Source organism: Pseudomonas sp. MD195_PC81_125 (genome assembly GCF_014060985.1).
GTDB lineage: Bacteria > Pseudomonadota > Gammaproteobacteria > Pseudomonadales > Pseudomonadaceae > Aquipseudomonas > Aquipseudomonas parakoreensis.
This window is the reverse complement of record NZ_JABULD010000714.1, coordinates 1-931: the sequence shown is the minus strand read 5'-3', so window position 1 is coordinate 931 and position 931 is coordinate 1. Positions and strand designations below refer to the sequence as shown.

The following is a 931-nucleotide window of genomic DNA, read 5'->3' as shown; positions in this document are numbered from 1 at the left end:
CCCCTGTAGGAGCTGCCGCAGGCTGCGATCTTTTGCTTTTGCTATTAGCGCAACCGTGACAACAACGCGAAAGCCGTCTCCTCCGACGACGCCGGATTCTGCCCCGTCAGCAACAATCCATCTTCACGGGTGTAGCTCGACCAATCTGCGCCCTTGGAGAAAATCCCGCCCTTGGCCTTGAGCTCATCCTCCACCAGAAATGGCACCACATTGGTCAGCCCTACCGCCTCCTCTTCACTGTTGGTAAAGCCTGTCACCTGCTTACCCTTGACCAATGGCTGACCGTCCGCACCTTTGACATGGCGCAGCACTCCGGGCGCATGACACACCGCCGCCACCGGTTTGCCACTGTTGTAAAACGCTTCGATCAGCGCAATCGAATGGCGGTCTTCAGCCAGGTCCCACAACGGGCCGTGGCCGCCGGGATAGAACACGGCATCGAAATCCACAGCCTTTACCGTGTCCAGCTTGACTGTCGACGACAATGCCGACTGGGCGGCAGAATCCTTGCGAAAGCGCTCGGTTGCGGCGGTCTGCGCATCGGGCTCGTCACTTTTCGGGTCCAGCGGTGGCTGGCCGCCCTTGGGCGAGGCCAGCGTCAGTTGCGCGCCGGCATCCTTGAACACGTAATACGGCGCGGCGAATTCTTCCAGCCAGAAGCCGGTTTTCTTGCCGGTATCACCCAGTTGATCGTGGGACGTTAAAACCATCAGGATTTTCATGTCGTTCTCACTCGCGGTGGGGAATGTTCAGACGCCTGCGGCGCAGTCGTGAGTGATTGACCGTCGCGCTGGGCGGATCGTTTCAAACGCTCGACGCTGGCACTTGGCCTTACTGCGCAACTTCTTGCGCACTTGTCCGGCAAAAAAACGTGACTTGTCGCGCTACAGACCTTGATCGGAGAGGCTTACAGCCGAGTGCGCAACTTTTT

Annotated in this window: 1 protein-coding gene; it reads right to left on the bottom strand. The window is 58.8% G+C overall.

All coding sequences use genetic code 11. The features are described 5' to 3' along the window. Nucleotides 1-44: 44 nt before the first annotated feature. Nucleotides 45-722, bottom strand: coding sequence for a type 1 glutamine amidotransferase domain-containing protein (locus tag HT737_RS28235; RefSeq protein WP_182404457.1), 678 nt, complete (start codon nt 720-722; stop codon nt 45-47). Nucleotides 723-931: the final 209 nt, after the last annotated feature.

What these genes read in the sequence shown, in the direction of transcription:
- HT737_RS28235 (WP_182404457.1), bottom strand. Translation starts at nt 722, where the DNA reads ATGAAAATCCTGATGGTTTTAACGTCCCACGATCAACTGGGTGATACC.